We start from the raw sequence: 24,593 nt of genomic DNA, 5'->3' as shown, positions 1-24,593 counted from the left end.
AAATCACCGTTTGATTATCCGCTAACAACTCAGCATATTGCTCATTCGGCGTATCAGTCTTTAAAAACCCAGTAACAAACTTCACCGACTGGGCATGGTCACGATGAGTGAGCGGAATATTGACGCTATTGGCGACTGCTAATGCTGTGGTAATGCCTGCAATCGACTCACAGGCTACACCAGCGCTAATCACGGTTTGCATTTCTTCACCGCCACGCCCAAAGATAAACGGGTCGCCCGACTTTAAGCGTACAATAGTTTTGCCTTGTTGCGCTAGGGTGACCAATAAGCCATTGATTTCTTGCTGTGACATGCTGTGCTTGTGGCATTTTTTACCGACATAGATTTTTTCTGCCGTTGTGTTAAGTGCCAAAATCTCATCACTCACCAGATTGTCATAACAAATCACATCCGCTTGCAAGATGGTTTTATAGGCTTTGATGGTCAAGAGTTCGGGGTCGCCTGTACCTGCACCAACCAGATACACTTTGCCCTGATTTTGTACAGCTTTTGCATGTCTGGGGGTTATAGGAAGGTCAAAACGATTTTCTTTCACGCTGTCATGGGGAAAAAGTTCAACACTCACAGGGCTACTGATTGAAGGCATAGCAGTTTTCCAACATAATCAAACAAGGTAATTTAAAAATGCAATTACCATGCCTAAATTTTAACTCATACCCTTAATCCTACCCTTAACTGATGAAATTATTTTATATCCTGTTAATGTGAATAATTTCCCAAAATTTGACCTATTTATCCTATGTCATTGAGTGAGTTCAACGCCAAATCAAATTCATTTTTGGTATTAAAATTTGCTAAAGTTATCCATTCATTCGGCAATGCAGCGGTTTGTATTTTTTTATCCGCCAAAAACTTCATCACTGCGCGCTGACCCTTATCCAAATAATCGTTTAATTTTATTAATAAATCCGTACGATACAAACCCAACAATGGATAATCCTTTTCAGCCTTTAAATAAATCACCGCCTCATTATCGGTTACTGCATAACGCAACTTATCAAAAACTTGATGGGCATGAACCAAACTATCACAGCTTATCACCAGTAAATAATGGTAAGGAGACATGACTTGATTCATGGCACTTGCCATGGCTGATAACGCCCCTGCTCCTTTGCCATTTTGTTGATTTGGCAGATAATCATCAATGATTTTGACGGTTGTATCATGACATAAGCGCTTACCACTATCTGCCACCATGACAGGGACATTTAAGCGTTTGGCATGACGAATATGAAAATCAAGCAAAGTTTCGCCATTTGGCAAGCTTAATAGCGCCTTGGGCGAACCCATCCGAGATGATTCACCCCCCGCCAAAATCACCACCCCTGCCAATTTAATGGTCATGTTTTGGATTTTCACGCATCAGATGCGGCACAAAGTTACACGGACGGGTACGGTTGTCGAGCTGTTCTTTGATGATGCCTTCCCAGCCTGTGCGACAGGCACCCGAGGAGCCAGGTAAACAAAAAATCACCGTATTATTCGCCATGCCTGCTAGCGCACGAGATTGCAAGGTTGACATGCCGATTTCATCACGAGATAACGTGCGAAACATCTCGCCAAAACCTTGTACTTCTTTATCAAACAGCGGGCTTAGGGCTTCAGGGATTTGGTCACGGATATAAAAACCTGTCCCGCCTGTGGTAATGATAGCGTGAATCTCAGGGTCGGCAATCCATTGACTCACGATAGCACGGATTTGATAAATATCATCGGTGCGTATGGCTCGCTCCGCCAGAGTATGCCCTGATTCGACAAGGCTATCGGCTAGGTATTGACCAGAGGTATCTTCTTCTAAACTGCGGGTGTCTGATACAGTTAAGATTGCGATATTAAGCGCAATAAAAGGTTTTTCAGGCTTGCTCATTGGGGTTTCCTCATTATTTTATGGGCATACAATTTTACCGGCATATCAGATATTGCCATACATTAGGCATTGGTTATAGCGTTTTTGTTTGTAACGCATGTCTAGGCTATGAATCTGTCAATTAACGCCCATTGGTTGACTGCCTAGACAGGCATCAGCTTTGCACGCTTGCACCCGTCCATTTATGTTAATCAAGAAAAACAATATTACTCATCCTTAACCACGACAGGCGGACCCAGCAATAAATGCTCATCAATAAACTCATTTGCTGAATTATGCTCAGCAGACTCTGCCGTGATATACCATTGTTGATTACGGTACAAGGTCAATCTATCGCGTGTCAGCCCTCGCCATAGACAATACATCATCACAAACACCACGATGGCAAACGGAAAGCCTGCAATAATCGCGACCGCTTGCAACGCAGATAACCCCCCTGCCACCAATAATACCGCAGCAATCACCCCTTGGCTCAATGCCCAAAATAACCGCTGAATTTTTGGCGGATTGGTATCGCCGCCTGCGGTGAGCATATCAATCACAAGGCTTGCCGAATCTGACGAAGTGACAAACCACAACATAATCATCACCACAATCACCAGCGTCAAAGGCTTGGTTAAAGGATAATATTCAATCAGTTTAAAAATCGCACTACCATAATCGGCTTTGACTGCTTCAATAAGCCCATAATTGCCCATCAATTCCATATGTACCGCGCTGCCGCCAAAGGTGGTAAACCAAAAGAACAACAACAGCATCGGGATAAATAACACCCCAAAAATAAACTCTCTGATAGTACGACCCCGAGAAATACGCGCCACAAAAATTCCCACAAATGGCGACCAACTCACCCACCATGCCCAATAAAAAATCGTCCAATTTGCCTGCCAATCCGTATTGCTATACGCCTCACTCCAAAATCCTAGTGGAATAAGTTGACTGACATAATTGCCGATATTTTCAATAAAACTATCGATGATAAACTGGGTCGGACCAAACAATAACATAAAACCAAGCAGCAACACAGTCAGCACAATATTGATATCGCTTAAGCGTTTAATCCCTTTATCCAGCCCCATCATCACTGATAGCGTCGCCATTGCGGTGATAATTGCAATCAAACAAAGCTGTACTGGGACATTATTGGGAATACCAAACACATTGCTAAAGCCTGCGTTGATTTGCATCGCACCTAGCCCCAAGGAAGTCACCACCCCAAACATCGTGCCAAACACCGCAAGGGTATCGACCACATGCCCCCATTTGCCATAGATTTTTTGACCAATCAATGGGTACAGTACCGAGCGAATCGACAATGGCAAGCCACGGCGATAATGAAAATACGCCAATGACAATGCCACGACACAATACAACGCCCACGCATGGATCCCCCAATGCAAAAACGAAATACTCATCGCTTGTTTAGCCGTTTCTACGGTTTCGGCTTGCCCCATGGGAGGCGACATAAAATGATACAAGGGCTCTGCCGTCCCCCAATACAACAGACCAATCCCAATCCCCGCACTAAACAGCATCCCAAACCATGACAGTAAGCTATACTCAGGATGCTCTGTCTGATGCCCAAGCCGAATATCGCCATAACGACTCAAGGCAATATATAGGCTAAACACCACCGCGACATTCATCAAAATGATAAAAAGCCAACGAAAACGGTGGGTAATAAAAGACTGCAGTTGGTTAAAAACTTCACCTGCCAACTCACCAAATAACGAACCAAAAATAATAAATCCGACAATCAGCAATGCGGAGGCAATAAAAACAGGACGATTAACCCGAGGGAAAGGGCCGAATTTTTCGACTTTCACAGAACTCATAAAGATATCTTTTCATTAGATTAACTGGAAAGCAACCTTAACAAATTATTTACAATATTTCAAATTACAGCAAGATTTCACAAGGCTTATATACTATAAAAACAAAACTAAGTTTTTGATTATAAAGGATATATATATTAACATACTGTAACATTTTAATAGAATATACAAAATAGGATTAATTAATTTTATTTAATAATTTACTATAATTATAAAGTTTATAATTCAACATTTGTTACCTATCTATCTGGTTTAATTTAACTAACTGACGCCTCGTCTGGGCTATGACCCCGTTGGATAATCGGATGCTTTCAATGACTGGGTTAGGGGAAAACGCATTGACAATTTGGTAGTGGGCGATGGGGATATTGCGGTATAGATCATGCCATAAAATGCGAGACTTTGTTGTTCGATTGCATGAATTTTGGTTGCCTGACAGCTTGTAATGAAATCTGCCTTTGAATTTTTACTGTACTTTTTATATTTTAACAATTGGTTTTAATAGTTGGCGGGTGACCCTACAGACCGTAAGCCAAAATTTTTGGTCACAAAATGGTCACGTTTTGGTCACAAGCGTTTGGTCACATTAGTTTTACTTAAATATTAAAAATAGATATCTTTTCAAATTAACAAGTAAAACCAATTTTCCTAATTACATCAAGAGAGAAATACGTAAAACAATAAATTTTTTAGAATCAATAATTTATCATATGTTTAAAGCCAAAAAAAACCTCAAATCAGGGGAGATTTGAGGTATAAAACTTTAAAAATTTCGTTTTTAAATCCACTAAAATAAGTGGCGCAGCGGACGGGACTCGAACCCGCGACCCCCGGCGTGACAGGCCGGTATTCTAACCAACTGAACTACCACTGCACGGTAGCTGGTGACGATGACCCAAACTTGTCAAATTGGTGGGTCGTGACGGATTCGAACCGCCGACATTCTGCGTGTAAGGCAGACGCTCTACCAACTGAGCTAACGACCCATCGTCTGTGGTGGGTATTATAGAGAATTTATTTTTGCTGTCAATGATTTTTTTTGGCAAATATTAAAATTTTTTAAAAAATTTTGCTGAGCATGTCATGTGGTTGTCACATAAAAACCCTATCATACCTACATGGCCAGCAAGGTCATAGCTAACAATAAGAATAATAAGATAACAATAATAACAATGTCTCTATCGCTTGTCACCCAAAGGATTTAATTCCCCCAATTAAATCCTTTTTATTTTTCTCTCTCCCGCATTTTCTCACGGTTGCGCCAGTAGTGCTTTGATATCCGTCTCAAGGTCTTGGGGGGCTTTGGTCGGTGCAAAACGATCTACGACTCTGCCGTGTGGGTCAACTAAAAACTTGGTAAAGTTCCATTTGATAGCGTCACCCAACATACCCTTGCCTTGTGGCTGTGATTTTAAAAACTGATAAACAGGATGGGTGTCTTTACCATTAACGTCAACTTTCGCCATCATCGGAAAGGTCACGCCATAATTGATTTGGCAAAACTCACTAATTTGCGCTTCATTGCCAGGATCTTGCTGACCAAATTGGTTGCAGGGAAAACCCAACACCACCAATCCTTGGTCTTTGTAAGCTTGGTATAACTTTTCTAAGCCATCAAACTGCGGGGTAAAGCCGCATTTGCTCGCGGTATTCACAATCAATACAACTTTACCTCTAAGGGTGTCAAAATCAAATAGCTGACCTCGAATATCGGTCGCGGACAATTGGTAAAAATCTTCCATAGCAAATCTCCTTGTTGTTAGTTAAAAAGTTGTTAGTTAAAAAATTGTAAGTTTTTCTTGCATTATTATGCTGACAAGCGTAGTTTATCTATTGGCAGTTATCCGCCAATATTTACACTTTAAATTTGTCAGTATTTCTGACAAAATATTGATAAAATTCATTGATATTCAAATGGAATTCCCCCGCTATGCTCACTGACGCTAAACTATCGGCTGGACAACGCTTGACAAAGCTGCGTAAAAGCAAAGGTTTGACCACTGCTGAACTTGCCGATTTAATGACCCAAGCTGGTGCTAAAGTTAGCCGTGCCGCGATTTCTAATTGGGAGCGCGGCTCCAATGGCATCGTGTCCAATAAACTGCCTGTGCTTGCCAGTCTGTTAGGGTGCAGCGAAAGCTATTTGCTATCAGGTACTGGGGTGGAAAGTCATAACGTCAGCACTCAAGCGTTAGCAGCGCATACGGTCAATGATACTACTGTAGCACAAGCATCAAGCGATGCCAATCAAGCAAACCCGTGGCAGGGTCAAACGGCTCAACCGACGACGCCCGATGCTACCAATTTTCAACCCAACCATTCTAAACCTAATCCCAAACCTAATCCCAAACCTAGTAGTGATGTATTTACCATGAAAACTTTGAATAAATCCAATAAACTGCAAAACGTGTGCTATGACATTCGCGGTCCTTTGCTACAAACTGCTAACCGCATGGAGACACAAGGTCATAAAATCATCAAACTCAATGTCGGCAACCCTGCCCCATTTGGGTTTGAAGCGCCGCAAGAGATTTTATCAGATGTGGCGATGAATTTGCCCAATGCGATTGGCTATTCAGACTCTCAAGGGATTTTTGCCGCGCGTAAAGCGATTTTGCAGTATTACCAAGCCAAAGGATTGTTAGAAGCGGTAGACGTTGCCGATGTGTATTTGGGCAATGGCGTCTCTGAACTGATTGTGATGACCATGCAAGCGTTACTGGATGATGGCGATGAAGTGCTAATTCCAATGCCTGACTACCCGCTTTGGACAGCGGCGACGAATTTGGCAGGGGGTAAAGCGGTTCATTATCTGTGTAATGAAGCAGACAACTGGCAGCCAGATATTGCCGATATCGAAAGCAAAATCAATGAGCGTACCAAAGGCATTGTGGTGATCAACCCAAACAACCCAACAGGCGCACTTTACTCTACCGAAAATTTAAAAAAAATCGTGGCACTGGCAGAAAAACACGGGCTTGTGCTGATGGCGGATGAGATTTATGACCGCGTGCTGTATGATGATGCCGTGCATGTACCGCTGTGCACCCTTGCCAAAAACTGCTTGGTTATCTCGTACAATGGCTTGTCAAAGTCGCACCGTATCGCAGGTTTTCGCTCAGGCTGGATGATGTTATCGGGTAAAAAACACCATGCGGCTGATTTTATTGAAGGGTTAACCATGCTATCATCGATGCGGCTGTGTGCCAACGTCCCTTCACAATACGCGATTCAAACGGCGATGGGTGGCTATCAAAGTATGCAGGCCTTGACCGCACCAACCGGTCGCCTGTATCAGCAGCGCAACATCGCTATCGAGCGCCTAAACGCCATTAAAGGTATCTCATGCACCATGCCGCAAGGGGCATTTTATTGTTTCCCAAAAATTGACCGTGACATTTATCCAATCGAAGATGATATGCAGTTTATGATGGAATTATTACTACAAGAAAAAGTATTGATGGTACAAGGTACGGGTTTTAACTGGCATGCGCCTGACCATTTTCGCGTGGTATTTTTGCCCAATGCATCAGATTTGCATGAAGCGATGGATCGACTTGAGCGCTTTTTTGCCACAAAACGCCAAGAATATGGCACTGATTAATATTTCATTGAAACAAAAAACCCCGACGATTCGGGGTTTTTTATTGTGAGCAATTAATTACATAAAGCTGTTGAGATAAAGCCCTTGGGATTAACCCAGTAACTCCGTTAAAAATACAGCAATGATACCAATCGGTGCGACAAATTTTACCACAATTTGCCAAATAGTCCATTTCATGCCATCTAGCCCCAATTCACGTTTTACCGATTCTTGGTTGATAAACCAGCCGATGAGAATAATGGTACCCAAACCAATCAAAGGTAGCATGATTTTACTGGATGTATAATCTAGCGCGTCAAAGATACCTTGTGGGATGTCTTTACCGTTTTTGTGAATAGTAAATACCGCAAAATCAGACAATTTATTGAATGACAATAACGCAAGTATACCCACTGCCCACGTTGCCACTGCCCCTACTAGCGTGCAGATTTTACGGCTCATTGGGGTTTTTTCTTCCAAGAATTCGACAATAGGTTCAAGAATTGAAATCGACGACGTCAATGCTGCAAAGGTCAATAACAAGAAGAATAAAGTACCCACCACCACACCTAGGCTCATTTGACCAAAGGCGATTGGCAAGGTCACAAACACCAAACCGGGACCTGCCGCTGGATCCAGATGATTGCTAAATAAAATCGGGAAAATCGCAAGGCCTGCCGCCAATGAGAAGATAATATCCCAGATAATCACCGTACGCGCGGTTGCCAATAAATCCACATCTTGTTTTAGGTATGAACCATAACTCACCATGATCGCCATGCCCAGTGACAGACAGAAGAACGCATGTCCTAGCGCTGCCATCAGTACTTTACCCACACCAACTTCCTGCATACGCTGCAAGTCAAACTTAAACAAAAACTCTGCGCCTTTGGCAAAATCCATATTAATCGCATTATATCCCACGATAAATAATAGGATAAAAGCTAACGCAGGCATCATGATTTTTGATGCTTTCTCAATACCTGCTGATACACCGCCTGCCACAATTAGCGCCGTCAAGCCCATAAACGCTGTGTGCCACAACGTCATTTCGGTTGGATTGGCTAACATCGTCTCAAAAATTTTGCCAGTGGCATCGGCATTGAGACCACCAAAGGCATTGATACCCGCTTTTAAGGTGTAATTAAGCGACCAGCCGCCAATCACACTATAAAATGACAAAATCATAAAAGCGGCTAAAATACCAAAGTAGCCAAGCAGACTCCAGGCAGGTGAGGTGTTATTGGCTACCGCCGCTTTGCGAAAACTTGCCGCTGGGTTACTTTGTCCACGGCGACCAATCAGCCATTCAGTGACCAACACTGGAAAACCAATAAGCGCGATACTGATAATAAACACGATAACAAATGCCGAGCCACCGCTATCGCCTGTCATGTAAGGAAACTTCCAAATACTGCCAAGACCGACCGCAGAACCCACGGCAGCCATTAAAAACCCAATCTTTGAGCTCCACTGGGAATGAGACGACTTGTGATTAGTGCTCATAATCCCTCCCTAGTCGAATGTGATTAAATGAAAAAATTGCAACGAGAATCTTGCAGTATGTAGATTTTTCATGAATCAATAGTTAATGTCAAACTTTCTTTTCACAAAACCCAACCAAAAGTTATACAAGCAAGTCATTATTTTTTTGCAGTTACATAAAATATAATAAAATCAGTTATTTAAAACTTTTATTTTTAAAATCCATTAAACGTAAATTATTTTTATACTAAACATTACTTTTTGGAATAAATGATTTTTTAACCTATTTGATATCGAATTGCTGGCAAAACCAAGCGGTTAATGTCAACGGTTTTAACTTGCACAAGTGTGAGGATTTAGATAGCAATTTTTTGCCATTAACGGTAAAATTTTATTATCAAAAATTGCACGTCCCAACGTGTTGACCGTTCGCAGATTGATGACAAGGAAATTATTGATGACGCAGCCTTATAACGTGTTGTTCTTGTGCAAGCACAATGCTAGCCGTAGCCTGATGGCAGAAGCCATTTTAAATAAAATTGGCAGTGACCGTTTTGTAGCCTATAGCGCAGGCGTTGAGCCATCCCCTAGCGCGCATCCATTCACGCTTGAGGTATTAAAACAAGAAGGTTATGACGTCACAGGCTTAGCGCCCAAATCCGTCAAGCAGTTTTTACAAGACAACGCGCCAAAGATTGATTTGGTGATTGGGCTGTGCAATTCTTTACAACAACATGCGGACATTGATGGCAAATTTCCACTGACTGCACATTGGCATATCAATGATACGGACAGTGTATCAGCCGATAGTGAGGTGGAAAAAGCCGCCTTTAGCCAAGTATTACGCCAACTCTCTCAGCGCATCCATTTATTGACAAACTTGCCCGAAGATAAAATCGAGCATTTGGCATATCCACCAGCGGATGCCTAAAATGCCGATAAACGATTGACCTTAAAAAAGCCCAACTGTCTTGGGCTTTTTTTGTTTGTCTCATCTAGGTTTGTATCATACAAAGCTCAGCTGTCCATATAGGTATGGATGATATCTATGAATGCACTTTTTGCTGCATTAGCGCTTCAATTGCTGACGTTGTTTTTGGCACATCACGGGTAAGAACCAGCGGCTCACCCTCGGTAATGACCACATCATCCTCAATCCGAATGCCGATACCCCGATATTTTTTGGGTACCAATGCATTGTCATGGGCAAAATACAAGCCTGGCTCTACGGTAATCACCATGCCTTTTTCAAGCTTTCTGGGTTTACCGTCGTCGCCAGTATAGCGCCCTGCATCGTGGACATCTAATCCAAGCCAATGCCCTGTGCCATGCATATAAAACGGCAAGTAGGCTTTATCAGCAATCAACTCATCGACATCGCCTGTCAAAATCCCCAAATCAATCAAGCCTTGGGTCAGTACTTTGAGCGCAGTTTCATGATGGATTTTGCCATGCTCGCCTGCTTTTAGGCTGTTGATGGCGGCGATATTGGCATTTAGCACAATATCATACACTTGTTTTTGCACGTCACTGAACTTGCCACTCACAGGAAAAGTACGGCTGATATCGCCGGCATAATGTTGGTATTCGGCGCCCGCATCTATCATCACCAAGTCGCCATCGTGCAGCGGTTGGTCGTTTTCGACATAATGCAAAATATTGGCATTGTCGCCGCCCGCCACGATACTATTGTAAGAGGGTACGCAGCCGTATTGGGCAAAGGCATAGTTGACTTCAGCTTCCAGTCTGCTTTCGTTCCCTTGATTTTTCTGCATCATGGGTGCCACGCTTTGCATGGCGCGAATATGCCCGTAAGCACTGATTTGGGCGGCGACTTTCATGCATGCAATTTCAGACTCATCTTTTATCAGCCGCATTTCATTGATAAGGCTGTCAATATTGGTGATGGTATCGACCAAACCTTCGCCGCGCTGCAGTTGCTTGGCTTGATTAAGCCAGCCAATCAGCTCATTATTAAAGCGGGCAAACACGTGTTTTTTACCAAAAATTAAGGTCGGCATCACCTCATTAATTCTGCCAATGGCAATCGCTTTATCGGCGCCAAAATCTGCAGTTGCACCTTCAAGCCCCACGCGTTTACCATCCCAAATCTCACGTAGTTTGTCTTTTTCACGTAAAAATAACGTGTAGTTGACGGTATGGTCAGTTTTTTCCAAAACCATAACTGATTCTGGCTCGGCAAAGCCTGTCAGGTAGAAGAAACTGCTGTCGGCGCGGTATTTGTACTCAGCATCGTTGTTGCGGATATGCGCGGGAGCCGTCTGCAAAATCGCAATGCTATTGTTTGGCAAGGCTTCAGCAATTTTGGCACGGCGTTTGGCAAATTCGCTTTGGGGAAGCTTTGGCAACAATTGTATGGTTAATTGATTTGACATGATATTTCCAGAAAATTTAATGGCTGTCACAGCATTGTTGAAGAATTTGCTGTAAGAAGCTTTCGCATTTTGCTAATTGGTTTAGGCTTACAAACTCATTGGCTTTATGGGCATTGCCAATATCGCCAGGTCCGCAAATCACCGTCGGAATGCCTGCGTTGGTAAACTGCCCGCCTTCGGTGGCATACGCCACTTTGTGACGCTGCCGTTCATCCACCAAATTTTCAATGAGCTGTTGCAAGGCTTGGCTATCTTTATCGGTCATCGCAGGGACATTTTCGTTGCGAGTTAGCTCAATGCCTGTGTCGCTGTCAATGGCGTGCATCTTAAGCTCAAGGGTTTTAATAAAGGCGCGAATCGGCTCAATCACTTGACTTTCATTCATGTGCGGCAAATTACGGTAATCAAAGGTGAATTCGCACAGATTGGGCACGATATTGGTTGCTGTACCGCCGGTAATAGTGCCCACTGACAAGGTCGAAAACGGTACGTCAAACGCCATGTCTTGGTCGTTACGTTGTTGCAATTGTTCGGCAAGTTTATCAATAAAATTGATAATTTTGCTGGCATAGCTGATGGCATTGACGCCTTGCGGGGTCAGCGATGAATGCACCGATTTGCCATGCACGCGGCAGCGATACACTTGGATGCCTTTATGCGCGGTGACCATTTTCATCATGGTCGGCTCACCGACAATACAGTAGTCGGGCTTAATCCCTTGCGCTTTCAAATCTGCAAGCAGTAATGGCGCACCCAAACAACCCACTTCTTCGTCATACGACAGTGCCAGATGAATGGGTTTGTTGAGCATCCTATCGCGGCTTGCTTGCACCACAGTGGGCAACAGGGTTAAGGCGCAAGCAATAAAGCCTTTCATATCACAAGCCCCACGCCCGTATAGCTTATCTTCCACAATGGTCGCCACAAACGGATCGGTATCCCATGCCTGCCCATCAACGGGCACCACATCAGTATGCCCCGAAAACACAAAACCCCCTGTCGTTACGGTATCACCCTTACCCATCGCAGGTACAGTCACAAAGAGGTTGGCTTTGGTATTATCGGCATTAAAGGTCAAACATGGCGACAATCCCAACTGCTCACAATAGCCCGCCACATACTCAATCAATTGCAAATTGGAGTAGCGACTGACAGTATTAAAACCAATCAGTTTTGTTAACCAGTCTACGGCGTTGGATGGATAGCCCATAGTCGTTCCATTTTTCTCAAATCTTAAACCATTAAAACACCCTATCAGGGTAAATTTAGTCAAAATAGGGTATTAGCATCAATTCGGCTTTTTACCGGTCATGGCATCTATGACCATATGGGTAACAAAATCATCATTGGTATCTTTTTCTGCTTCCCAATCGAGTTCATCATCCCGTAGTTGCTCAATAAAATCCAAATGCTCCTCATCAATCTCTTGGGCTTTGCCCACAGGGCGATTTAGCGCAAATCCTGCGATGAGCGGCAACTTGGCGACTGATTTACGCACTCGCCCTTGTGACACACTTACAGGAATCATGCGCACAAACTCAAGTAACTCCATATATTCAACTTCGCCTTCAGCATTGTCTGTCCCTTGCAGCGCCTCATCATACGCATCAACCCGCAGCGCGCCAATTTTTGCCAAGTCATTAAATAGGTTATTTTCTTCCGGACGTAGCGCACTATCGGTGACACCAAAGCCTGTCAAAAAGCCATTTGCCCAGTTCTTAAGTGCCATCAAACGCTCATACAGTGGATGGTCATCATCGGGCAACAACGGCATAAACTGATAGCTGTCAGCATCGTCGGTTAACACCGCCACCATATCCTCGCCTTCTTCAGTCACTATCTCTAACGCTTTTGGCTCAAGCTCGGTAAAGCTCAGCTCAGTCAGTAGCAGTTGCCACTCTTGCTCGGTTGGCGCATCACACACACTGAGCACCCCTGAGATTAGCCCATGTAACTCACTAATGGTGACGTCATGCCAATCCTCAAATGCTTGTGTCCAATCTTGCCAACCCGAAATATAATCATCCATCGCTTTACCCTTTTTTCACAAAAAATTATATCAACATTGAGATAATACTAGCCTTAATGCGGTCAACTATGGCATTATTAAAGTGGTAAAATAATATAAGTATCACTCAAATTTTAAGCCTTCACGCTATAGTTATACCAAAAAAACCTTTTGCTATTCATGTCAATGAGCGCCCATCACGTCGCTCTTGATGATTTACTTGATTATTCACTCGATTACTGACTAGACATCATATCATGAGCACCCTAATTGACCAACTGACCCAACTACAAACCGCATTGACTAAGCTTCGCGATAAATATCAATTCGCCAGTAGCGAGCTAACCCGTATTAAAGCGCAGCCAACCATTACCGCAGATCAACTGCAAGCGGTACAAGCTGAGCTCGATAGCAGCAAAGAACTTCAGCAAAATTTGGAACAACAACTTGCCAGACAAGCCGAAGAGTATCAAGCACTTGAGCAGCGCTATCAGTCACTTGCCGAATCTCATAACATGCTAAGTACCGAATACGAACAAACCCAAAACCAATTACAGATTTTTACCACACAAAATCAAAAGCTGATTGAAAAAAATCGCGTTGCGGCAGAGCATACCAAGCTTGTGTTAGAGCGCTTGGCAAAAATTGACAGCGAAAATTGACCCGCTCCTATTTAAGCCAGCCTTAGTGATGTTTAAAACATTTGAATACGTTAGGAAAATCTTATGGCATCTGCCCAAAGCATTAAAAAAGTTGATATCCTGATCAATGGTCGTAGCTATACCATCAACTGCCCAGAATCGGAAGAGCCTGCTTTGCAGCGTGCGGCAAGCTATATTAACCAGTTTATGCAAGAGGTACGCCGCCAAGCGCCTCAGCTACCCCAAGAAGAATTATTGGTACTGTGCGCGTTGACGTTGTTTGAAAAATCAGAAAACTTACAACGCTATCAAGAAAACGAAAGCCAAGCGCAAGACCTGGTGGGGAAAATGTTAGAAGACGTTGCCCGTTTTGCCTAACGTCTTTAATGTAAAATAAAATTCGACTAATTTTGAGCGCGCTGGTAATGTTTGCCAGCATGAAAATCCGCTTGGTGTTCTTGATTACAAAAGAACTTATCTCCTTCTATAATCCCTCGCCACTCTGCTAACGTATGATGGCAAAAATCACACGCTCGCAGCTCGGTACTCTCGCCTGGCTGCGGCTGTAAATAGCCTTGCGGTGGTCGCGGATACATCCATTTCATCCCAACCCAGCTAAGCCCCATAATCACCAAAACCACAAAAATTGCGGTAAACATCGCTTCACCTCATTGTCTAATGAACGAATCATCGTTGCCAATTAAGAATTATGATTGCCTGTTAATTAGCATTGTAAGGTTTGATTATACTGCAAAAAATCGCGCATTGATGGGTTATTCATGCTATGTTTAAGCTAATTTTACCAGTTGCAGCGTTTTTCGGTTGTAGCATCTAAAGATTGCAATTGTAAACACATCATAAAGCGATATAATGTAGAATAATTTTATCTTGTAATGCCATCGCTGTTGCCACCAATAATTATAATAGCGGCATGATGCTTGCCTACCGTTCTAGACGGATACGACTAAAGGGACGACCCCATAACAAATTTTTACTGAAGGATTTTTCATGTCACACCTTGATTTAACCCCAGATGATAGCGTACCAACGCAGCTACCGAGTGAGTCAATGGCCGCCGAAGCTACTACGCCAAACCATGCGCCCACGGCTGATACTAGCAATGCGCCAAGCCAACCCGCAAACCCACAGCCAGTTTCTCAAAAACCTGCTCAGCCAACTTCTCAATCAGTTTCTCAGCCAGCTTCTCAGTCATCAAGCCAATCGACTAGCCAAGCAGAGTCTATGGTGGGGCTAAAAATTGCGGTGGCACAGCAGCAATTTATTGTCGGTGATGTCATCAACAATGCCAAAAAAATGGTAGAACTGGCTAAAGATGCCCGTGACAAGGGGGCTAATATCATTGTCTTTCCTGAGTTATCACTGCTGGGTTATCCGCCTGAAGATTTGTTATTACGTCCAAGTCTTGCCTCACGTGTGAAACTTGCTTTTGAATTGCTCTACACAGTCAAAGATATCGTGATGCTAGTGGGTTATCCGCACATTGACCCCAATGGCACATTTAACTCAGTGGCTATCATTCACAATGGTCAGCAAAAAGGCTTTTATCACAAACAATGCCTGCCAAACTATGGCGTATTTGATGAACGCCGCTATTTTAATACCGGTCACAACCAAGTGTTGTTTGACTATCAAGGGCTGACCATTGGACTACTTATCTGCGAAGACTTATGGCAAGACGCTCCCATTCGCGCACTGAAAGAAAAAGGTGCGGAAATCATCATCAGCCTCAATGCCTCGCCCTTTGAACAAAATAAGCAAGAACAACGTAAGGCTTTATTAAAAAGCCGTGCCACTGAGCACAATATCCCGATTGTGTATGCCAATAGCGTGGGCGGTCAAGATGACTTGGTGTTTGATGGTGGCTCGATGGTCGTCAACGCTCAAGGTAAAATCGTGCAAGAAGCGCCAAGATTTTTGCAGCATACCTTGTATGTGGTTGCTCGTCACGATGCCCAAAGCGGTCAAGTGATATTATCAGAACAACGCAAATCACCGCTTGCGCTCAGCCAAATCGCTGAAACTTATCAAGCGCTGGTTGTCGGCTTGCGTGATTATGTCAATCATTCTGGCTTTAAAGGCGTATTGGTTGGGTTGTCAGGCGGGATAGACTCGGCGCTCACGCTATGTATCGCCGTTGATGCGCTCGGCGCAGATAAAGTTTATGCAGTCATGATGCCCTATGAGTATACCTCGCAAATCAGCCTGCAAGATGCGCAGGCGCAGGCGCACCGACTCAACGTGTCTTATACCGTGTGCCCGATTCATGCCGCCGTTGAAGGCATGCGTCATACGCTAGAGCCGATGTTTAGCAACACCACCGCCGACACCACGGAAGAAAATATCCAAGCCCGTGCGCGTGGCATGATTTTGATGGCATTGTCCAACAAATTTGGTCATCTAGTTATCACCACTGGCAACAAATCAGAGATGGCCGTGGGCTATGCGACATTGTATGGGGATATGGCAGGCGGATTTGATGTCCTAAAAGATGTGTATAAAACCCAAGTATATGCCCTCGCCAACTATCGCAACCGCCTAGAAGAAACGCCGGTGATTCCTGAGCGTGTGATTACGCGTCCGCCTTCTGCCGAGCTTCGCCCTGACCAAAAAGACCAAGACAGTCTGCCTGATTATGATACCCTCGATAAAATGCTGGAGCTGTATATCGATCGCGACTTTGGGTATGATGCGATTGTAGAAGCCGGTTATGATAAAGACGTGGTGAAAAAAGTACTCAGTATGGTAGACCGCAATGAATACAAACGTCGTCAAGCAGCGATTGGCACCAAGATTACCCACCGCGCCTTTGGGCGTGAACGTCGCTACCCACTCGTCAATCACTGGTCGCTAGAGTTTCCAAAACTCTAATTTCCAAAATTCTAAGGCGGGACAACATAAAAAGACTGCAATTTGGCAGTCTTTTTTTTCATCTGTCGCAAAGCATTTATCACAAAGCATATATCGTAAAGCTTGCACGACAGTTAGGTCATTGTCACATCCAAATGCAAGCTTTCTTTAATCTCTTCCATCACAATCAAGCTGTGGGTTTCCACCGCCGCTGGCAATTGTTTTAAGATATTGCCCAGTAACTTGCGGTAAGAACTCATCTCTTTTAGCCGCGCTTTGACCAAAAAATCAAACTCACCCGAAATCAAATGACATTCCAGTATCTCTGGAATTTCTGACAGTTTTTTACTCACTTGTTCAAAGACATCGCCCGACTTGGTGGATAGCTTTATCTCCAAAAACACCAACAAGCTTTTATTGACCAAATTGGGATTTAACCGCGCATGATAGCCTGTGATAATACCTTCACGCTCCAGCCGTTTAACTCGGTCTGAGCAAGGCGTGGTTGATAGGTTAACTCTGGCGGCCAATTCGCTGATAGAAATTCTGGCTTGTTGTTGCAAGATTTCAAGGATTAAACGGTCGGTACGGTCTAAAGTACGCATAGCAAAATGAAAACCCTGTTTTTTGATGATTGACATGATAAAACCGATAATATCAGCAAAATTCTAGCATAAAAACAGCAAAATTCACTGCAAAACTTTGCTTATACTAGCGAAATTAACTGATAATTAAGCAGATATTTGGGGGTGAGTATGCGTGTATTGGTACTGGGTAGTGGCGTAATTGGGGTGACAAGTGCCTATTATTTAGCCAAGCAAGGCGTAGAAGTCACGGTGATTGACCGCCAAGCAGGTGCCGCACAAGAAACCAGTTTTGGCAATGCTGGGCAAATCTCCCCAGGTTACTCTACCCCTTGGGCAGCGCCTGGTATTCCATTGAAGGCGGTTAAATGGTTATTCCAACAACATGCCCCTTTAGCCATCAAGTTAGATGGTAGTCTGTGGCAGTTACAATGGATGCTACAAATGCTCAAAAACTGCAATGCCAAGCGCTATGCCATCAACAAAGAGCGTATGGTACGAGTAGCAGAATACAGCCGCGACTGTCTGCAGCAGCTGCGTCAAGATACCGGCATTCACTACGAAAACCGCTCACAAGGCACCTTACAAGTTTTTCGTAAAGCCGCCCAATTAGAGGCTGTACAGCAAGATATTAAGGTGTTACAAGATTCAGGCGTGCCTTTTAAGCTGATTGACAATAGCAAGGCGTTGGCTGATATTGAGCCCGCGTTGGCAAATGCCACTGATAAGCTGGTTGGCGGATTGCATTTACCACATGATGAAACAGGCGATTGCTTTTTGTTTTGCCAAGCATTAGAGCAGCAAGCCAAAGCGTTGGGGGTGAAATTTTTATACAATCAAACCATCGAAAAGCTGGTAGTCGATGCTGGGGCGATTAAAGGGGTGCTGGTAAATGGTGAGTTATTAACGGCAGACCAGTATGTATTGGCGTTGGGCAGTTATTCGCGGGCGCTTTTGCAACCGCTGCAGCTTAATCTGCCTGTGTACCCTGTCAAAGGCTACTCACTGACTGTGCCGATTATCAATGCTGATTTAGCGCCCCAATCAACGGTGCTTGATGAAACCTATAAAATCGCCATTACTCGCTTTGACAACCGCATTCGCGTAGGCGGTATGGCAGAATTAAGTGGTTTTGATGTAAGTCTAAACCCGCAGCGCCGTGCCACACTCGAAATGGTCACGCAGGACTTATTCGCAGGCGGTGATTTGCCAAACGCAAGTTTTTGGACAGGGCTACGTCCGATGACCCCCGATAGCACACCCATCATTGGCGCGACTCGGTATCGCAATTTATTTTTGAACACAGGACATGGCACATTGGGTTGGACAATGGCGTGTGGCTCTGGCAAATTAATTAGCGATTTGGTGCTCGGCAGAACGCCTGATATTCGCATTGATGGCTTATCATTACAGCGTTATGCCTAGTATCTATTCTCTTTCAGAAATACCTGTAAATAGCATTTGAAAAGACTATGCATAAATAACATTTATCCATTTACAAGTACAAGGAAAACACCATGACCGCACACATTCAACGATTCGATAGCAATGACTATCTAAGTGAAATTACCATTTTTAACCATGTGGTGTATCTCGCAGGACAAGTGCCAAATACCGACACTGCCGATATTCACACACAAACCCAAGAGGTGCTAGACAATATCGACGCCATGCTCGCCAAAGCCAATAGCGACAAATCACGTCTGCTAACCGCTCAGATTTTTGTCAAGGATTTGGCGGATTTTGCGGTGGTGAATAGCTTGTGGGGCGACTGGTTAGCCGATTGCCCAAAGCCTACCCGTGCGACAGTCAAAGCTGAGTTAGTTAATCCTTTGTGGAAATTAGAAATTGTCGTAGTCGCAGCGCAAAATACCATAGAATAAATGAATCCATAGCCGCTTAAAACGTTAAATAAAAAAGGTGCATAAATCGCACCTTTTTTTATTTTGTCTAACCTCTACATTAATAGCTCACGTTTACCACTTTTGGTCATGCCACTTACCAAGCCCGCCTCTTCCATGGCATCAACAATACGTGCTGCGCGGTTATAGCCGATACTAAATTTGCGCTGAATGCTTGATGCAGAGACTTTACGGGTTTCGAGCAAAAACGCCACCACCTCATCATACAGTGGGTCTTCTTCACCATTGCTAGACCCACTAGCATCGCCCCCACTTGGTGCTGAGCTTAACTCAAAGTTATCAAACATATTATCAATATAATTAGGTGCGCCTCGCTCGCGCCATGCATCACACACACGGTTGACTTCCGCATCGCTGATAAAAGCACCATGTACACGGTTAGGCTCGATTTGACCAGGTCCTAAAAACAGCATATCCCCATGCCCAAGCATATCCTCTGCGCCACCGGCATCCAAAATGGTACGCGAGTCGACTTTTGAGTTGACACGAAGCGCGGCACGGACGGGAATATTGGCTTTAATCAAGCCAGTAATCACATCCACTGAGGGGCGCTGGGTCGCTAAAATCAAATGAATCCCTGCGGCGCGCGATTTTTGTGCCAAACGCGTAATCAACTCCTCGGCTTGTTTACCCACCTGCATAATCATGTCAGCAAACTCATCCGCCACAATCACAATTTGTGGTAACGGTTTTAATTTTGGCGCTCTATCTTGGCTGACACTGTCATTGGGTCGCCAAAGCGGATCTAGTAACGGCTCACCATTTTGTTCGGCTGCCATGACTTTTTTGTTGAATTCATCCAGTTTACGCACTTTGAATAATGACATCAACTGATAACGACGTTCCATCTCCGCCACACTCCATGCCAAAGCACTGGCTGCTTCGGTCATATCGGTGACTACGGGGGTGAGCAGATGCGGAATATCGCCGTAGTTGGCAAGCTCGAGCTGTTTGGGGTCAATCAAAATCAATCGCAGCTGCTCTGGTGTGTATTTGAGCAGCATTGACAATAACAGCGAATTCACCAACACTGACTTACCTGAGCCTGTGGTACCTGCTACTAGCATGTGTGGCGCTTTGGCTAAATCCGCAATAATCGGTCTACCTGCAATATCTTTGCCCATTGCCATGCTGATCAAGCCATTGGGGTCTTGATAAGCTTCTGTTTTCAGCAGCTCGATGAGTCGTACCATTTGGCGCTGCGGATTGGGTACTTCGATACCGATATAAGGTTTACCTGGAATGACTTCTACCACACGCACCGATGCCATGGATAGCGACCGAGCCAAGTCTTTGGCAATACCTGTCACCTTACTTGCTTTAAGTCCTGGTGCTAGCGACACTTCAAAGCGTGTCACCACTGGACCCATTTGCGCATTGACCACTTCTGCTTTGATATTAAACTCTTGTAGCTTGATTTCTAACAGCGCTGATAACTGCTGCAACTGTTCGCGGCTGTAGCTTGGCTTGCGGTCAGGGTCAGGCAAATCAAGCAGCGATAACTCAGGTAACGGGCTTAAATTGGCACGATAAGCTGCGGTTTGCATGGCACGCGATTTCTGACTAAACAGGCTATCATCATTGATATCGAGCGGCTGGTTGACCTGAGTCGCTGCGGGCTGTTCGATTTGGTCGAGTAGCTCAGATTCCACCGAACGGCTGTGAGTCGGTATTGAAGACGTTATATCGTTGGTATCAATCTGGGTGACGGCTTGCGCTGGACGTGCTATTTGGGTTGGCATCGGACTTGCTGCAGGGGTTGAAAATTCCGCTACAGCCGGTGCGGCGGCATTTTCATCTGATGGATTAGCCCTAGCTTGCGCTGGGACTTGTCGCATACCCAATAACGATGCGACTGAAGTAAATGGTGTTTCAATGCCTTCTGCACCTTCTGCTTCAATACTTTCTGCTTCAACGGCCTCTGTCTGAATGCCCTCGAATGGTGGCTCTAGCACAGGATTTTGTGATAATTCATATTCAGTATCTATGCTATCTGCTAAATCATCCAAATCTGACGACCCAATAGCCCCGTCCTGTGCAGCCATCTCTCGACTAGTCATAGGCTCAGAGATTCGTTTATCTGCTAGCTCACCTGTGCCTGCGGCAAACATCATAGATGCGTCATCGATAGTTGGCATAGCTGGCGATACAGCTACACTGTCTACACTTGTCTGAGTTGGTTGAGTGAGTTGCGAATCTACTTGTATCGAATGCGGTCTGTTCAAGGTAGGCATTTTAAACGGTTTTTTAATGATTTCACTTTGCAGTTTTTCATCCAGTTTTTTGGTCAGCTTGGTGTTTGCCACATAGGTTGAGCTGACGGGTTTAAATGGATTGGTGGCATCGTTTTCTTCGAGCCATTCATAATCTTTGATTTCACTAAAACCCGTTTCATCCAAAAACGCATCGAGTGGACTGCCAACAAATGCCTCATCATCCGCTAGACGACTACTGTCGTAAGCCGTTTGCTCTGCGTCATGGGAGGCTAAAGGCAAAGGCAGTTGTGCGGTGTCGTTTGGTTTTGCTTGGCTTGCTTCTTGAGCAGTCGCCTTCAGCTCAGTATTGGTTTCTTCTTCATCTGCGGCTTCAGCGTGTAGGCGGCTGCGAATAGCTTGACCCGATAAAATCTCATGCCAATGTAAATCAAAGGTAAACGTCACGGTGATCGCAATAAACACCAATAAAAACAGCAAAGTCCCCCAGTAGGTTAATAAACTACTAAGCCCGTTGCCCACGATTTGCCCTATCATGCCTTGCGCCAACCAGCCAAACGATAACACCCCTGTCAGCCCTGCGGTGGCAATGATCAAAAAGATATAACCCAAAAAACGTAACAAGCCATTAGGCTCTACATCATGGCGCCATACATTCCAAGCTTCATAACAGGCAATGACGATGAGCCACCAACTTGCCGCGCCCAAAAACGCATACAAAATATCAGCCAGCCACGCACCGCCCGTGCCTGCCAAGTTACTGACTTCATTTGCCGCACTACTGATATGCGACCAACTAGGATCATTGGCAGAATAACTGATGAGGGACATGACTAACAACAATGCCACGATTAGCCAGATAATCGTAAGCACACTTTGACGAATATAATAAGACAACGCAATTTACCTTTGAATTTGAACCTGCTTTGGATAAGCCGTAAGCCAACGCTTTGCTGCGCCATGACTGACTGATAATGATTGTGAAAAAACAATGATTTTGGAAAAACGTTGATTAAAATCACCCTTTTAATCGACTATCATATCAAATCTAAGTGGTGAGTTGCTGAGCTTTTTTTGCGAAAAATTGCTTTGTTAATCAGCCAATTCAAGCCCTATGATAAATGCGGTTTGAGCCAACAAAGCCGGATAGTAGGGTATTTTTTGATAACAAGCTTACGCCATTTTTGAGCGTTGATTGAGCGTTGATTGAGCTTTGATTGCGCGATGAATCTGTTATAAAAATAACATTTACTTGCTATTTTCGATGTTAGCCCCTATCTTACTTATGAATCAAAAATTAGCCTGTTTTATTATTTAGTTTATTATTCAGCGATTGTTAGGAAAGACGTATGTCAGAAATTATCCATCACCAGCTTATTATTTTGGGTTCAGGCCCAGCGGGTTATTCTGCCGCCGTGTATGCAGCGCGCGCCAATTTAAAACCGGTCATTATCACAGGTATGCAGACTGGCGGGCAGTTGACTACCACCACTGAAGTTGATAACTGGCCTGGCGACCCACAAGGCTTGACGGGACCTGATTTGATGGTACGAATGCAAGCCCATGCCGAGCGTTTTGGCACCCAGTTGGTGTATGACCATATCAACCAAGTGAACCTAACTCAGCGACCCTTCACCTTAATCGGCAATAGCGCTACTTACACGTGTGACGCACTCATTGTAGCGACAGGGGCATCAGCGCAATATTTGGGGCTCGCCTCTGAACAAAAATTTATGGGGCTTGGTGTCTCTGCCTGTGCGACCTGTGATGGGTTCTTCTATCGCGGCAAACCTGTGGTGGTGATTGGCGGTGGCAACACGGCGGTTGAAGAAGCCTTGTATCTATCAAACATCGCAAGCCACGTCACCCTAGTGCATCGACGTGATAAATTAAAATCAGAAAAAATTCTGCAAGACCAATTATTTGAAAAACAAAAAAATGGCAATGTGACCATCGAATGGAACAGCCAAGTCAAAGAAGTGGTGGGTGATGACGCAGGCGTGACAGGTGTGGTGATTGAAAATCTCCAAGACCAGTCTACTAAAACCATCAACGCGCCTGGTATGTTCGTAGCGATTGGGCACAAACCCAACACCGATATTTTCCAAGATCAGCTTGAGATGAATAATGGCTATATCGTGGTCAAAAGCGGTCTAGATGGCAATGCGACAGCGACAAGTGTCGAAGGCGTGTTTGCCTGTGGGGATGTGGCAGATCATATCTATCGCCAAGCGATTACCTCGGCAGCTACGGGTTGTATGGCGGCGTTGGATGCAGAAAAATATTTAGATATCGTCAATCTAGCGAATGCCAATACCACGGTATCAGCCAACACCTCTACTGTTTAGCTAATACTTTCAACGATGCCATTGCCAAATCACCACCCCTTACAAAACCCTTTCGTTTGCCGTTATCAATTTCCCGACCCGATGGCGGCAGACCCTGACGGTGAAGGGTTAATTGCGCTGGGAGGTGATTTGGCGGCTGATACCTTAGTGTGTGCTTATCGCCAAGGCATGTTCCCGTGGTTTAATGAAGGCGAGCCCATCGCTTGGTGGTCGCCTGACCCGCGCTGTATTATTTATCCTAGCGATTTTTGCGCCAGTAAAACCCTAAAACGGCGAATCAAAAATGCAGGTTGGACGTTTTCCCTCAACCTTGCCTTTGCTAAGGTTATTGCCGCCTGTGCCGACACCCGTGCCTATGCCCAAGCTTCTACATCAGCCACTTGGATCAGTCCCGCTATGATTGAAGCGTATACGGCGCTACATGCCGAGCAAGTGGCTTACAGTGTCGAGATTTGGGATGATGATGAGCTGATTGGTGGTCTCTATGGGCTAAAGCTAGGACAAGCATTTTTTGGTGAAAGTATGTTTCACCGAGTCACAGATGCATCTAAAGCGGCTTTTTTTGTGTTAATGCAGCTGTGTGCGCATTCCCAATTTGCTTGGGTGGACTGTCAGTTGCCTAACCCACATTTGCTGCGTTTAGGGGCATCCATCCTACCCAGAGCGGAATTTTTAGCTGGGCTTGCGCAACAATTATCGCTACCGAGTATTGATTGGTCATCGATTTGCGGTCAAAAATTGCCACTTAATCAACTGTTAAATGAGGATTTGATGACTTATTACCTACCTCCAACTACGCAAGCTTAGGTAAGTTAAGGGTAT

The 24,593-nt window shown here is 44.5% G+C and carries 21 protein-coding genes and 2 tRNA genes; 9 read left to right on the top strand and 14 right to left on the bottom strand.

Annotated features, from left to right (window positions below; translation table 11 throughout):
* The 7 genes from cobA to RT422_RS05425 form a co-directional block, all read right to left on the bottom strand.
* Nucleotides 1–607: uroporphyrinogen-III C-methyltransferase (cobA, locus tag RT422_RS05455; RefSeq protein ID WP_312114863.1), on the bottom strand; the 607-nt coding region annotated here is incomplete at its 3' end.
* A 146-nt stretch (nucleotides 608–753) separates the two neighbouring features.
* Nucleotides 754–1,365: a molybdenum cofactor guanylyltransferase gene (locus RT422_RS05450; RefSeq protein ID WP_313421585.1), complete on the bottom strand. Its 612-nt coding sequence runs from the start codon at nucleotides 1,363–1,365 to the stop codon at nucleotides 754–756.
* Entirely contained in the window at nucleotides 1,355–1,888 is a 534-nt protein-coding gene (moaB, locus tag RT422_RS05445) for a molybdenum cofactor biosynthesis protein B (protein ID WP_313421584.1), read from the bottom strand. The genes RT422_RS05450 and moaB overlap by 11 nt, the downstream gene beginning before the upstream one ends.
* A gap of 206 nt (nucleotides 1,889–2,094) precedes the next feature.
* Nucleotides 2,095–3,723, bottom strand: coding sequence for a BCCT family transporter (locus tag RT422_RS05440; protein ID WP_313421583.1), 1,629 nt, complete (start codon nucleotides 3,721–3,723; stop codon nucleotides 2,095–2,097).
* A 797-nt stretch (nucleotides 3,724–4,520) separates the two neighbouring features.
* Nucleotides 4,521–4,597 (bottom strand) — tRNA-Asp (locus RT422_RS05435).
* Between the two features lie 36 nt (nucleotides 4,598–4,633).
* Nucleotides 4,634–4,709, bottom strand: a tRNA-Val gene (locus RT422_RS05430).
* A gap of 264 nt (nucleotides 4,710–4,973) precedes the next feature.
* Nucleotides 4,974–5,465, bottom strand: a complete 492-nt coding sequence (locus RT422_RS05425) for a glutathione peroxidase (protein WP_284035217.1) — start codon at nucleotides 5,463–5,465, stop codon at nucleotides 4,974–4,976.
* A gap of 188 nt (nucleotides 5,466–5,653) precedes the next feature.
* Between RT422_RS05425 and RT422_RS05420 the strand changes: the two genes are divergently transcribed.
* Nucleotides 5,654–7,327, top strand: a complete 1,674-nt coding sequence (locus tag RT422_RS05420; protein WP_313421581.1) for an aminotransferase class I/II-fold pyridoxal phosphate-dependent enzyme — start codon at nucleotides 5,654–5,656, stop codon at nucleotides 7,325–7,327.
* A 90-nt stretch (nucleotides 7,328–7,417) separates the two neighbouring features.
* Here the strand turns inward: RT422_RS05420 and RT422_RS05415 are convergent, their stop codons facing one another.
* Nucleotides 7,418–8,812 carry a sodium-dependent transporter gene (locus tag RT422_RS05415; protein ID WP_219299659.1) on the bottom strand — a complete coding sequence of 465 codons (1,395 nt, stop codon included), beginning with the start codon at nucleotides 8,810–8,812 and terminating at the stop codon, nucleotides 7,418–7,420.
* A gap of 436 nt (nucleotides 8,813–9,248) precedes the next feature.
* On the opposite strand from RT422_RS05415, the gene RT422_RS05410 reads away from it, so the two are divergent.
* Complete coding sequence (locus RT422_RS05410) at nucleotides 9,249–9,722, top strand: arsenate reductase ArsC (RefSeq protein ID WP_313421580.1); 474 nt, start codon at nucleotides 9,249–9,251, stop codon at nucleotides 9,720–9,722.
* A gap of 115 nt (nucleotides 9,723–9,837) precedes the next feature.
* Here RT422_RS05410 and RT422_RS05405 read toward each other — a convergent pair whose 3' ends face one another.
* The 3 genes from RT422_RS05405 to RT422_RS05395 all read right to left on the bottom strand — a co-directional run bounded on the left by RT422_RS05405 (nucleotide 9,838) and on the right by RT422_RS05395 (nucleotide 13,216).
* Complete coding sequence (locus RT422_RS05405) at nucleotides 9,838–11,187, bottom strand: aminopeptidase P N-terminal domain-containing protein (RefSeq protein ID WP_313421579.1); 1,350 nt, start codon at nucleotides 11,185–11,187, stop codon at nucleotides 9,838–9,840.
* 16 nt (nucleotides 11,188–11,203) lie between these two features.
* Nucleotides 11,204–12,397 (bottom strand): acetylornithine deacetylase, encoded by a 1,194-nt coding sequence (gene argE, locus RT422_RS05400; RefSeq protein WP_313421578.1) that lies wholly within the window; start codon nucleotides 12,395–12,397, stop codon nucleotides 11,204–11,206.
* A 78-nt stretch (nucleotides 12,398–12,475) separates the two neighbouring features.
* On the bottom strand, nucleotides 12,476–13,216 hold the full coding sequence (locus RT422_RS05395; protein WP_313421577.1) for a UPF0149 family protein: 741 nt from the start codon (nucleotides 13,214–13,216) through the stop codon (nucleotides 12,476–12,478).
* 236 nt (nucleotides 13,217–13,452) lie between these two features.
* Here RT422_RS05395 and RT422_RS05390 point away from each other — a divergent pair, with 236 nt between their 5' ends.
* Nucleotides 13,453–13,857 carry a hypothetical protein gene (locus RT422_RS05390; protein WP_313421576.1) on the top strand — a complete coding sequence of 135 codons (405 nt, stop codon included), beginning with the start codon at nucleotides 13,453–13,455 and terminating at the stop codon, nucleotides 13,855–13,857.
* 63 nt (nucleotides 13,858–13,920) lie between these two features.
* On the top strand, nucleotides 13,921–14,214 hold the full coding sequence (locus tag RT422_RS05385) for a cell division protein ZapA (protein WP_007115956.1): 294 nt from the start codon (nucleotides 13,921–13,923) through the stop codon (nucleotides 14,212–14,214).
* Between the two features lie 26 nt (nucleotides 14,215–14,240).
* Here RT422_RS05385 and RT422_RS05380 read toward each other — a convergent pair whose 3' ends face one another.
* Nucleotides 14,241–14,495, bottom strand: a complete 255-nt coding sequence (locus RT422_RS05380) for a hypothetical protein (RefSeq protein ID WP_060996062.1) — start codon at nucleotides 14,493–14,495, stop codon at nucleotides 14,241–14,243.
* Between the two features lie 583 nt (nucleotides 14,496–15,078).
* Between RT422_RS05380 and RT422_RS05375 the strand changes: the two genes are divergently transcribed.
* On the top strand, nucleotides 15,079–16,725 hold the full coding sequence (locus tag RT422_RS05375) for an NAD+ synthase (protein WP_175405743.1): 1,647 nt from the start codon (nucleotides 15,079–15,081) through the stop codon (nucleotides 16,723–16,725).
* A gap of 113 nt (nucleotides 16,726–16,838) precedes the next feature.
* Here RT422_RS05375 and RT422_RS05370 read toward each other — a convergent pair whose 3' ends face one another.
* On the bottom strand, nucleotides 16,839–17,309 hold the full coding sequence (locus RT422_RS05370; protein ID WP_060996073.1) for a winged helix-turn-helix transcriptional regulator: 471 nt from the start codon (nucleotides 17,307–17,309) through the stop codon (nucleotides 16,839–16,841).
* Between the two features lie 150 nt (nucleotides 17,310–17,459).
* On the opposite strand from RT422_RS05370, the gene RT422_RS05365 reads away from it, so the two are divergent.
* Entirely contained in the window at nucleotides 17,460–18,713 is a 1,254-nt protein-coding gene (locus RT422_RS05365) for a D-amino acid dehydrogenase (RefSeq protein WP_313421575.1), read from the top strand.
* Nucleotides 18,714–18,805: 92 nt separating this feature from the next.
* The gene (locus RT422_RS05360) at nucleotides 18,806–19,171 is read left to right on the top strand and encodes a RidA family protein (protein WP_313421574.1); all 366 of its coding nucleotides are present in this window, start codon (nucleotides 18,806–18,808) and stop codon (nucleotides 19,169–19,171) included.
* A 74-nt stretch (nucleotides 19,172–19,245) separates the two neighbouring features.
* Here the strand turns inward: RT422_RS05360 and RT422_RS05355 are convergent, their stop codons facing one another.
* Nucleotides 19,246–22,320 (bottom strand): DNA translocase FtsK 4TM domain-containing protein, encoded by a 3,075-nt coding sequence (locus RT422_RS05355; protein WP_313421573.1) that lies wholly within the window; start codon nucleotides 22,318–22,320, stop codon nucleotides 19,246–19,248.
* Between the two features lie 452 nt (nucleotides 22,321–22,772).
* Between RT422_RS05355 and trxB the strand changes: the two genes are divergently transcribed.
* Both trxB and aat read left to right on the top strand, forming a co-directional pair.
* Entirely contained in the window at nucleotides 22,773–23,771 is a 999-nt protein-coding gene (trxB, locus tag RT422_RS05350; RefSeq protein WP_313421572.1) for a thioredoxin-disulfide reductase, read from the top strand.
* Nucleotides 23,772–23,786: 15 nt separating this feature from the next.
* A complete protein-coding gene (aat, locus tag RT422_RS05345; protein WP_313421571.1) occupies nucleotides 23,787–24,578 on the top strand; it encodes a leucyl/phenylalanyl-tRNA--protein transferase in 792 nt (263 codons plus the stop codon).
* Nucleotides 24,579–24,593: the final 15 nt, after the last annotated feature.

Source organism: Moraxella sp. CTOTU49803 (assembly GCF_032097965.1).
In the GTDB taxonomy this organism is placed as follows: domain Bacteria; phylum Pseudomonadota; class Gammaproteobacteria; order Pseudomonadales; family Moraxellaceae; genus Faucicola; species Faucicola tetraodonis.
This window is presented reverse-complemented; position numbering and strand designations above follow the sequence as displayed.

Coding starts and splice junctions, on each gene's coding strand:
- RT422_RS05450 (WP_313421585.1), bottom strand. CDS start 1,365: ATGACCATTAAATTGGCAGGGGTGGTGATTTTGGCGGGGGGTGAATCA.
- moaB (WP_313421584.1), bottom strand. CDS start 1,888: ATGAGCAAGCCTGAAAAACCTTTTATTGCGCTTAATATCGCAATCTTA.
- RT422_RS05440 (WP_313421583.1), bottom strand. CDS start 3,723: ATGAGTTCTGTGAAAGTCGAAAAATTCGGCCCTTTCCCTCGGGTTAAT.
- RT422_RS05425 (WP_284035217.1), bottom strand. CDS start 5,465: ATGGAAGATTTTTACCAATTGTCCGCGACCGATATTCGAGGTCAGCTA.
- RT422_RS05420 (WP_313421581.1), top strand. CDS start 5,654: ATGCTCACTGACGCTAAACTATCGGCTGGACAACGCTTGACAAAGCTG.
- RT422_RS05415 (WP_219299659.1), bottom strand. CDS start 8,812: ATGAGCACTAATCACAAGTCGTCTCATTCCCAGTGGAGCTCAAAGATT.
- RT422_RS05410 (WP_313421580.1), top strand. CDS start 9,249: ATGACGCAGCCTTATAACGTGTTGTTCTTGTGCAAGCACAATGCTAGC.
- RT422_RS05405 (WP_313421579.1), bottom strand. CDS start 11,187: ATGTCAAATCAATTAACCATACAATTGTTGCCAAAGCTTCCCCAAAGC.
- argE (WP_313421578.1), bottom strand. CDS start 12,397: ATGGGCTATCCATCCAACGCCGTAGACTGGTTAACAAAACTGATTGGT.
- RT422_RS05395 (WP_313421577.1), bottom strand. CDS start 13,216: ATGGATGATTATATTTCGGGTTGGCAAGATTGGACACAAGCATTTGAG.
- RT422_RS05390 (WP_313421576.1), top strand. CDS start 13,453: ATGAGCACCCTAATTGACCAACTGACCCAACTACAAACCGCATTGACT.
- RT422_RS05385 (WP_007115956.1), top strand. CDS start 13,921: ATGGCATCTGCCCAAAGCATTAAAAAAGTTGATATCCTGATCAATGGT.
- RT422_RS05380 (WP_060996062.1), bottom strand. CDS start 14,495: ATGTTTACCGCAATTTTTGTGGTTTTGGTGATTATGGGGCTTAGCTGG.
- RT422_RS05375 (WP_175405743.1), top strand. CDS start 15,079: ATGGTGGGGCTAAAAATTGCGGTGGCACAGCAGCAATTTATTGTCGGT.
- RT422_RS05370 (WP_060996073.1), bottom strand. CDS start 17,309: ATGCGTACTTTAGACCGTACCGACCGTTTAATCCTTGAAATCTTGCAA.
- RT422_RS05365 (WP_313421575.1), top strand. CDS start 17,460: ATGCGTGTATTGGTACTGGGTAGTGGCGTAATTGGGGTGACAAGTGCC.
- RT422_RS05360 (WP_313421574.1), top strand. CDS start 18,806: ATGACCGCACACATTCAACGATTCGATAGCAATGACTATCTAAGTGAA.
- trxB (WP_313421572.1), top strand. CDS start 22,773: ATGTCAGAAATTATCCATCACCAGCTTATTATTTTGGGTTCAGGCCCA.
- aat (WP_313421571.1), top strand. CDS start 23,787: ATGCCATTGCCAAATCACCACCCCTTACAAAACCCTTTCGTTTGCCGT.